The sequence below is a fragment of the Ruegeria spongiae genome, assembly GCF_023502395.1.
Taxonomy (GTDB): domain Bacteria; phylum Pseudomonadota; class Alphaproteobacteria; order Rhodobacterales; family Rhodobacteraceae; genus Ruegeria_C; species Ruegeria_C spongiae.
This window is the reverse complement of the sequence record NZ_JAMFMB010000058.1, coordinates 1-8,558: the sequence shown is the minus strand read 5'-3', so window position 1 is coordinate 8,558 and position 8,558 is coordinate 1. Positions and strand designations below refer to the sequence as shown.

At 57.1% G+C, this 8,558-nt stretch carries 6 protein-coding genes and 6 pseudogenes; 7 read left to right on the top strand and 5 right to left on the bottom strand.

Translation table 11 applies throughout. The annotated features are described in order from the left end of the window. Positions 1–686: 686 nt before the first annotated feature. Both M3P21_RS21895 and M3P21_RS22850 read right to left on the bottom strand, forming a co-directional pair. On the bottom strand, positions 687–1,022 hold the full coding sequence (locus tag M3P21_RS21895) for a LysR family transcriptional regulator (RefSeq protein WP_249713633.1): 336 nt from the start codon (positions 1,020–1,022) through the stop codon (positions 687–689). Beyond that, a pseudogene (locus tag M3P21_RS22850) lies at positions 1,000–1,119 on the bottom strand (IS481 family transposase); the annotation flags it as partial. The pseudogene M3P21_RS22850 and the gene M3P21_RS21895, both read right to left, overlap by 23 nt. A gap of 214 nt (positions 1,120–1,333) precedes the next feature. Here M3P21_RS22850 and M3P21_RS21890 point away from each other — a divergent pair. The 4 genes and pseudogenes from M3P21_RS21890 to M3P21_RS21875 form a co-directional block, all read left to right on the top strand. Beyond that, positions 1,334–1,767, top strand: a pseudogene (locus tag M3P21_RS21890) (ATP-binding cassette domain-containing protein); the annotation flags it as partial. Between the two features lie 39 nt (positions 1,768–1,806). After that, positions 1,807–2,295: pseudogene (locus M3P21_RS21885) on the top strand (ABC transporter permease subunit); the annotation flags it as partial. Between the two features lie 196 nt (positions 2,296–2,491). Next, entirely contained in the window at positions 2,492–2,791 is a 300-nt protein-coding gene (locus tag M3P21_RS21880) for a cupin domain-containing protein (RefSeq protein WP_373320116.1), read from the top strand. After that, a complete protein-coding gene (locus M3P21_RS21875; protein ID WP_249713629.1) occupies positions 2,781–3,425 on the top strand; it encodes a hypothetical protein in 645 nt (214 codons plus the stop codon). The genes M3P21_RS21880 and M3P21_RS21875 overlap by 11 nt, the downstream gene beginning before the upstream one ends. Before the next feature lie 313 nt (positions 3,426–3,738). On the opposite strand, the gene M3P21_RS21870 is transcribed toward M3P21_RS21875, so the two are convergent. Then, positions 3,739–4,053 carry a hypothetical protein gene (locus M3P21_RS21870; RefSeq protein WP_249713627.1) on the bottom strand — a complete coding sequence of 105 codons (315 nt, stop codon included), beginning with the start codon at positions 4,051–4,053 and terminating at the stop codon, positions 3,739–3,741. Here M3P21_RS21870 and M3P21_RS21865 point away from each other — a divergent pair. From M3P21_RS21865 to M3P21_RS21855, 3 genes and pseudogenes are all read left to right on the top strand, one after another. After that, a pseudogene (locus M3P21_RS21865) lies at positions 4,046–4,430 on the top strand (ATP-binding cassette domain-containing protein); the annotation flags it as partial. The gene M3P21_RS21870 and the pseudogene M3P21_RS21865 sit on opposite strands and share 8 nt — an antisense overlap. 26 nt (positions 4,431–4,456) lie before the next feature. Next, positions 4,457–5,410, top strand: coding sequence for an aminotransferase class IV (locus M3P21_RS21860; protein ID WP_249713634.1), 954 nt, complete (start codon positions 4,457–4,459; stop codon positions 5,408–5,410). A 640-nt stretch (positions 5,411–6,050) separates the two neighbouring features. Continuing rightward, positions 6,051–6,701 (top strand): annotated as a pseudogene (locus tag M3P21_RS21855) (dihydrodipicolinate synthase family protein). Between the two features lie 63 nt (positions 6,702–6,764). On the opposite strand, the gene M3P21_RS21850 reads toward M3P21_RS21855, so the two are convergent. Further along, on the bottom strand, positions 6,765–8,054 hold the full coding sequence (locus M3P21_RS21850) for a type I glutamate--ammonia ligase (RefSeq protein WP_308445977.1): 1,290 nt from the start codon (positions 8,052–8,054) through the stop codon (positions 6,765–6,767). A 279-nt stretch (positions 8,055–8,333) separates the two neighbouring features. Then, a pseudogene (locus M3P21_RS21845) lies at positions 8,334–8,522 on the bottom strand (IS481 family transposase); the annotation flags it as partial. Between the last annotated feature and the right edge of the window lie 36 nt (positions 8,523–8,558).

Sequence of the window (8,558 nt, the reverse complement as noted above, 5' to 3'; positions counted from 1 at the left end):
GCCGTAGGGCAGCAGATCATCGCTGGAGATACCAAGCTTCGCGCCGATCTCAACAATGGGTTTCTTCGCTGCCTCGCGCGCAATCTCAATATCGGTTTTGTAACTCATCGGAGACGATCCCTGCTTGTGTTGGTTGGCCAGTCCGGGGCCGCAGCGATACGCGCGACTCCGGATTCGCTTCAATCATTCACCACGGAAAATAAATATTCATTAGGGTTAACATTAGATTTGCCCGCGCCGCAAGAGTAGAGGCCCGCGACGTTGCAATTGGAAGCGCCCTGGAGTGCAATCTCAGGCGTAGCGTTTTCGGCCCGCGCTGAGCCCCAGCAGCGGGTCCTCGACAATGCGTTGTTCGGGAAAGGCCTTTTGTGTCGGGTTTTTGAGCAGGTAAATTCCTGATTGCGCGACCGGGGGCATCCCGCACAGGACGAACCAATATACCGCTTTCAAGCAGCGGGTCGACAAAATGCGACCACCCCAAGACAATGCCTAGGCCATCGACCGCCGTCTGTACGGAAAGCGGGTACCCGTTGAAGGCCACGGCACGCTCCATCGGTGTGGAGACGATATTGTTCTGGGTCAACCAACTACGCCAAGTCAGCCGCTGCGAGATTTTGTTTCAGGTATTCCGGGCTGCACTCAGGGTACACGGTTTCAACGAACAGAAGCCGCGCCTCGTAGTCCGGCTAGACCCAATCGCCACGCAGGATCATCAGATCCATCGCTTCGGACTGGCATTCGGCATCGCTGTCCGAGGAGACAACCGAAATGCGGATGCGTCCGTTGGATTTGTGGAACTTGCGCATTTGCGACATCAGCCACAGGGACGCCACCGAATTGGTAGCCGCCAGCGTAACCGAATTGGCCTGATGTTTGGTCAGCTTATAGCGGCTGACATCGCGTAACAGGTCGAGCGATTGCTCGACCGTCGCCAACAAAATCGCACCCCGCTGCGTCAGCGTAACCGACCGGTGCCCCCGCACGAACAAAGGCACATCATAGTGCTGTTCCAGCAGGCGCACCTTTCGGCCCCGTTTTGCAATCCTCAACGGTCTCGCGCTTTCGCCACCTGGCAACTGTCTTCGGGTTGATCCCGTGTTCCTTGCTCAGCGCCGCGATCAAAGCTTGTCCCTCTCGGGACATTGCTGAGCAATGCCCTGCCGGGCGGTGGATCGCTGTATTGCTGCTCTGACGGCCTGCGTCCCCTCTCATCGTTTGCGGTGCAAACGACTGCCGGGCAGCGGTACGTGGCGCTCCCGTGACGAACCTGTCCCACAATGCTCCCTTCCATTCCTGCGAAAGGATCACACCATCAAACTTTGGGATGAAATAACTAGGGCGCTGTTTCTCGCGCCTGTACGAATTCAGCGGCGGCACCATCAAGGTGGAAGGTCAGGATATCATGAGCCTGAGCGACCGCGACTTGATTGAGCTGCGTCGCAACAAGATGGGGATGGTGTTCCAGTCCTTTGGTCTGCTAACGTATTCCACCGTTCTCGACAATATCGCCTTCCCGCTGGAAATGCGCGGACAGAACCGCCGCGAGATGCAAGATGAGTTCCTGCGCTTGCAGGAAGTGCTGGGCAAGTCCATCGTCTTTATACCCATGATTTTGACGAGGCGCTGCGGCTGGCCGATCGGATCGCGATCATGCGCAATGATGCGGTCGAACAATGTGACACGCCAGACAAAATCGTCACGAACTCGGCGACTGAATATGTCGCCAAATTCACCGAAGAGATCGACAAGGCCCGTGTGGTCCATGCCTGAGGGTTGGCAATGCCGATGAACGGGCACGCGCTGGAGGGTGCAGACACCTTCATCTGGACCGCCCTGATCGGGCAGTGGAAGATGGCTATGCAGACCATGTCGGTCATTGTCGTCGCCGCACCGCTGGCCATTTTGCTGGGGCTGATTCTGGGCATCGGCGCGTGGAAACACCGCTGGTTGAAGTGAATGCTGAAGCCAATTCTGGCTGTTCTGCAGACCTTGCCATTTTTCACATGGCTGCTGTCGGCGGTGATCTTTTCAAGGTTGGCCCGACCGCAGGTGCGGTTGCGACAATACTCTTCGCGATCCCGCCGGTGGTGCCGATGACCACGCTGGGCCTGAAGAAGGTCAGCCCCGAGGTGGTCGAAGCCGGGCAGATATCGGGCTGCACCCGTTGGCAGATGCTGCGGCATGTCTACCTGCCCGCCACCCGGACCGAGATTCTTGTCGGTGTCAATCAGGTGATCATGCTGTGTCTGGCCATGGTGGTTCTGACCGCCTTTACCGGCACGCAGGATTTGGGCCAGGAATTGCAGCGCACGTTGGCCGGAACCGAGCTGGGCAAGAACTTTGTTCTGGGCATGAACGTGTCGCTGATGACGCCGACCTTTGACACGGCGATCAGCAGCTGGGCCGAAGAGCGCGAGAAGAAACTGGGGCTTGATTGAGATAACACTGCAGCAAAGCAAGCGCATCGTGACCCGTTTCGACGACAAGGGATTTGTCAGGATGCAGATGGAGGGTCTGCCAAACGAACAGGTCTGGTGGAAGAATATCAACTTTGACGAGAAAACCGGGCATGGCGCCTGGTGCGCGGTCAAATCCCCATATCCACCACGGTCTGGAAGAGTTCTTTGTGCTTGAAGGCGATCTGACCGATTACGACGTATATTCCTATCGCAGCGGTGATTTTGTCAGCCTTGCTGCGGGGTCCGCGCATTGCTTCAGCACAGAGGCGGGATGTCTTTTGGTGGTCACCCACCGTGGCGCGACGCAATCCATTCAGGAAGATGTATTGTGAACGTGAAGCCCCTATTGAAGTGCCCTTCGAACGCAGCGAGGTGCTGGTTCCGGGCCTGCCTATCCTGCCGCACGGGACCGAATGCCACCCGGTGCCCGACGCCGGATCGCGGGCAGGGCGGATCACAAAGGGCGACACGATCACGCTGCTGGACCGCGACGGGATACAGCCCGCCGAGATGGTGTTCTTTGCGCCTGACCGCAGTTCGGACGCGGCGATGCTGGGCGCGCAGGGCCATGGACGCCCGGATGGGGTGATCGCGACGCTGGCCAATGGCGCGCCCTCGGGACGCAAGGTGCTGCGCGCTTTGGAGGTTGCGGGCTTCGGTATCGGGCAAGGCGACGTGGTGCATACGTTCAGCGATGGATCGCGGCCCGGCGACATGTCGCATTTCGTGGCCGAATGCGACGGCTTGCTGATCGTGGCAGCCCCCGGCGAGGCGATGCGCCCCGAAGAGCAGAACCCGCCGACAAAGATTATCCTCTATATTCAGCGCGCCGTACCGGAGTTGTCAAAGCCCGATATCGGTCCGCCCAACCCGCTGGCCGATCCGCTGAATGACATCAACATCCAGCCTGGCAACGCCCATTCCTACGAGGTGAACCGAAATAGAGGTTGGCCAGTTGGATGGTGAGCAAAAACGGTTAAAACCAAGATCGTAACCTTCCCGCATTTTGATCCGAAGAATGGTCGCGTGAAAGGAATCTATCCGGATGCCAATAAACCTGATGTAGCCGAGTGAGCGCAGCGACCACCCAGGGACTTAATCACTGCCAACTGAAGCCGGTAAAACCAGAGAAGGGAATTTCCAGGTATTGCGGGACGACGACTTCGCTACCTTTCGGGACTTTGCGACGCAATGCCCTGCCGAACTGTGGATGTCATTTTTGGTGGTCGATAAATGTAAGAAGCACCTAACGCTGCCTGAAGTCTACGGTCCAACCTTTTCAGGTGTCTGTGTTGATTGCCTTTTCGCGCGTTGACAGGTCAAAATCAGAATCCTCGCTGTGAGTGACACGCATGAACCTGACGAATCGGTCGCGGAAATGCCGGGTATGATTGTGACCAAGCTTGTCGTCCGACAAAACACCCCGGGCGCGAATGGCATCGATCGTATCGCAATGGTCGGGGCTCGGAAAGTGAACGGTCGCCGAGGCCGCCAGATAGTCGAAATGCATGTGCAGGATGTGGCGCCCTTCGGCGAGCAACTGACCTTGGGCACGCTCAACGTATGGGTTTGTGCTGGCGGTAGCGATTGCCATGCCCTACCTTGAGAGGGGCAAGATACCCGGGCTGGCCTCCAAATACCCAGGCGAGTTATCTGGCGGTCAGCAACAGCGTGCGGCCATCGCGCGCGCGTTGTGCATGGCCCCTGCGTTCATGCTGTTTGACGAACCGACATCGGCGCTGGATCCCGAAATGATCTCGGAGGTACTGGACGTGATGGTCGTCCTGGCCGAAGAAGGCATGACTATGGTCTGCATGACGCATTAAATGGGTTTTGCGCGGCTGGTGGCAGATCGGGTGATCTTCATGGCCGACGGGGAGATCATCGAACGGGGCTCCACCGGGTGAGTTTTTCGACAACCCCGGCAGCGAGTGGACAAAGACATTCCTGGGCCAGGTCCTGGGACATTGATCAGGAATCAAGAAACAAAGATGGCAATGGATACCCACGAAATTTCAACCCACGACGCGGAAGCGGACGCCCGTAACGAGGCGTTGCTGATCTACGTGAATGGCGAACTTGTGCCCAAAGCCGAGGCCAAGATCTCAGTCTATGATAGCGGCTTCATGCTTGGGGACGGCATGTGGGAGGGCCTGCGCCTGTATGACGGCGAATGGGCGTTTTTTGACGAACACATGGACCGCTTGTTCAATTCTCTTAAGTCGGTCTCGATCGATATCGGAATGGGGCCCGAAGATGTTCGCGACATTCTCGACCGAACGGCTGCAGCCAATGACATGGTGTCTGATGCCCATTGCCGTCTGATGATCACGCGCGGTCGCAAAGCAAAACCGTTTCAGCATCCCGGTCTCAGCCGGTATGGCCCGACCATCGTCGCCATCGTTGAACATTCGAAGCCTGCCGAAGTCCTCCAATCGCGTGGCATTCAACTGGCAACCGTGCCGCAGGTCCGGGGGTTGCCCACCAGCCAAGACCCGAAATTCAACAGCCACTCAAAACTCAATTGCGTGATCGCCTGCCTGCAGGCGGAACAGGCTGGCGCGGATGAGGGTTTGATGCTGGATCCACATGGCTTCGTGAATACGACAAATGCCTGCAACTTCTTCATCGTGCGGCGTGGCGAGGTTTGGACCTCGACCGGGGATTATTGCATGAACGGCGTCACGCGGGCCAAGGTGATCAAGCTTTGCCGCCAGAACGGCATCCCGGTCTTTGAGAAGAATTTCTCGCTCTACGAAGCTTATGGGGCGGATGAGGCCTTTCTGACCGGCACGTTCGGGGCGCAGACGCCCGTTGCCTCAATTGATGGCAAGATCATTGGGGCCGAAGGGGGCGCGGGTCCCGTAACCCGCCGCATTCGAGAGCTTTACAAGGAGTTGTTGTCCGAGATCGTCGCGCACCAGAGATCTGCGCGCGGGCAGAAAACATGAAACCCAACATCATCCTTTTCATGGTCGATCAACTGACCTCCCTCGTGTTGAACGCCTATGGGGGATCGGCCTGCAAAACACCCAATATCGACACGCTCGCCGCGTGAGGGACCGTATTCGAGACAGCGTATTTCCCCTTTCCGCTCTGCGCATCCTCGCGTTTTGGCATGATGGCCGGGCGTTTGCCGTCGCGCATCGGGGCCTGTGATAGCGGGGCCTAATTTGCGGCCTCCACGCCGACATTTGCGCATTATCTGCACCTGAACGGGTATTACACCTGTATCTCTGGCAAGGTGCATTTCATGGCCCCCGACCAATACCACGGCTTCGAAGAACATCTGACCACCGAGATCTACCCCGCCGACATGCCCTGAACCCCGGATGCTGATTTTCGCGACTACAACAGAGACGAGGAACGGGCCTACACCTTCGGCGTTTTCACCATTGACACGGTAAGCGATGCCGGTCCCGTCACCCGATCGATGCAGATCGATTATGACGAAGACGTTCTTCACCACGCAGTGCGCGAGCTCTACACCCGGGCTCGCAGCGACGACGAGCGTCCCTTCATGATGACGGTTGCACTGACCCATCCGCATGACCCCTACCTCCATTTCAAGACATCGCAAGGATCAGACCGATGAGCTACAATGTGAAACTGTCCGGCATCATGCCCGCGCTGGTCACGCCGTTTGATGCGGACAACAAGATCGACTTCGGGGCTTTCGACAAGCTGCTGACGCATTTTCGAGATGCGGGCGTCACGGGCTGGGTACCGAATGGCTCGACAGGGGAGTATTTCTCGCAGACGACCGAAGAACGTCGCGTGGTGCTTCAGTTCGTGAAGGACTTTGTCCATGAGGATGAAACCCTGATAGCAGGCACCAACGCCCCGGCAACGCGTGAGGTGATCGAACAAACCGCCATGGCCAGGCAAATCGACTATGAGAACGTGCTGTTGGCGCCGCCCTTCTATACCCGACCGACCCAGGAAGAACTGATCAAACACTATGAGACCGTTTTGGCCGAAGTCGACGTCAACCTTGTGCTTTAAAGCTACCCGGCCAAGGATGGTGCCGATATCAGCTTTGAACTGATGGACCATTTCGCGGACAACCAGCGCATCATCGGCATCAAGGAAAGCTCGGACGTGCTGCAACGCGCGGTCGACATTTTCAGCCGCTATGAAGGCGGGACCCAACTGATTTCAGGCTCGGACGACATTGCGCTCGATTTCATGTTCTGGGGGGCGGTCAGCTGGATTTGCGCGCCGCGATCTCGGCAACCCTGATATTTTGCCAGACAATCAAGCTTCAATACACACGCCTTCGTAATGTTCCTCCCCCTCAACCTCTTAGTACACATCCTTGTAGCGATCGCACTTTTCGGCCCAATCAAGCCCGTCAAGCTGCAATATCTCGCCTTGCTTGTGGGCGACATAAAGATTGACGAACTCATCTCCGAACCAGCTTCGGACAGCTTTGGACCTATTTAGAAGGGTCAGCGAGTCGCTCAAGCTTTCGGGCAAACGTCGCAGCCCCTTGGCCGCCAGTGCCTCGGGAGCAAGCAGCGACAGGTCCTCTTCGGTGGGGTCCGGTGGCAAGGTTTTGTCTTTGATCCCCTGTGTTCCCGCAAATATCAGGGCTGCCAGAACCAGATACGGGCTGGCGGCCGCATCAATGGCACGTATTTCAAAGTTGAACTGCCGCGCGACCGACCTTTCATCCAGTGATGAAACCGGGCAAATTCGCACGGCGGCTTCGCGATCCCGGTAACCCAGATTGTTGTAGGCCGCGCTCCAACGATGGGGCGTCAGGCGCAGATAACTGATTTCGGACGGCGCCAGGATGGCAAGAATCTGGTCGATATGCTTGAGGATGCCACCAATGAAGTACCTGGTCAGCGTGCTCATCCCAAAGTGATCATTCGCATCATGGGCCAGGGGGTCACCCTTGGTGTCCACGAAGCTCATGTGCAGGTGTACGCCATTACCGGTGCCATCCGGGGTCAGAATGGGTGAGAAACTGGGTGCCCGACCATGTTGAAGAAGGACGTCACCGGTCAGCACCCGCAAGATCACCGCATCGTCTGCCGCTTGCAGGCCCTTGGCGGGCTTGTTTGTAAGCTCGTATTTAGACGGGCCGAATTCTTTCATGAAGGTATCGGGTTCACAACTGGTCTGCCCGAGTGCCGAAAGCAGGTCTTCGGCCCAAACCTGCGCATCCCGAAAACCCTTCAGACCATACGCATCCCCAAGGCGGGGGGCTGGCTCCTTCAGTTCGAACTCATGCTCGAAAGCAGCGACCGGTATTGCGCCGCACGCCTCATACATGCCTTTTATCGCGCGATCAGCCAGAGACCGAGTGCAATGCGTCCAAGGCGCGCCCTCTAAAGTCAGGATATTCCCCAGCAAAAAATCAAATACCGCTTCTCCGCCACCCACCGTGAACCGGGTTTCGGGCTCGGGCACAAGTACCAGGTCGCCGAAAGAGCCAAACGGGCTTTTTGATATCGAGTCAAAGCAGGTGATCTGCGCATTTGTCGGGGTCCACCCGACACCGGACCGGAGCCGCTTGTCCAGTTCGGATCGCGGAAACGCCTTGCCGCGAACCAGACCCGACAAATCGGATGTTCCGACAAACACAAGTGGGGTTTCCGTCTTTGTCACGAGGGCCAGCCTTTGTTTTCGATCAGATCAAGTGCGCTTCCACCCGCTGACACTACACGGTACCGCGCCGCATTTATTTTCGAATTCAAACAAGACGCGTTCATCCGGCAATCCCAAAGCCGACGAATTCGATTCGTGAACGCCGGGTGCGAATAATTCCACAAGTTTGGAAAGCGCGGAATTGCTGCGGGTGGCATCTTCCTGAAGCGTATCCAAGAGCAATTTTTCAATCTTGTCTCTACATGTCAACCGGCCTTAGGTGTTCAGTCCCGGCATCTGGTGGATCGGGTTCACAAAGAACCTGTCTGGCTCTGAAGTCCAGATTTTGCAGATGTATTCGTAAGGCGTGAGACCGCTGAGAGTCTTCTAGCGACGAGCGCAAATGTAAGCGTCGAGGAAATCGGCCAGACGCACACGAAGCTGGTTGTGGCTCTCGTAGTGATATCACTTGACCATATTGCCTAGGCTCTGGACCCATTA

Coding starts and splice junctions, on each gene's coding strand:
- M3P21_RS21875 (WP_249713629.1), top strand. CDS start 2,781: ATGTATTGTGAACGTGAAGCCCCTATTGAAGTGCCCTTCGAACGCAGC.
- M3P21_RS21870 (WP_249713627.1), bottom strand. CDS start 4,053: ATGGCAATCGCTACCGCCAGCACAAACCCATACGTTGAGCGTGCCCAA.
- M3P21_RS21860 (WP_249713634.1), top strand. CDS start 4,457: ATGGATACCCACGAAATTTCAACCCACGACGCGGAAGCGGACGCCCGT.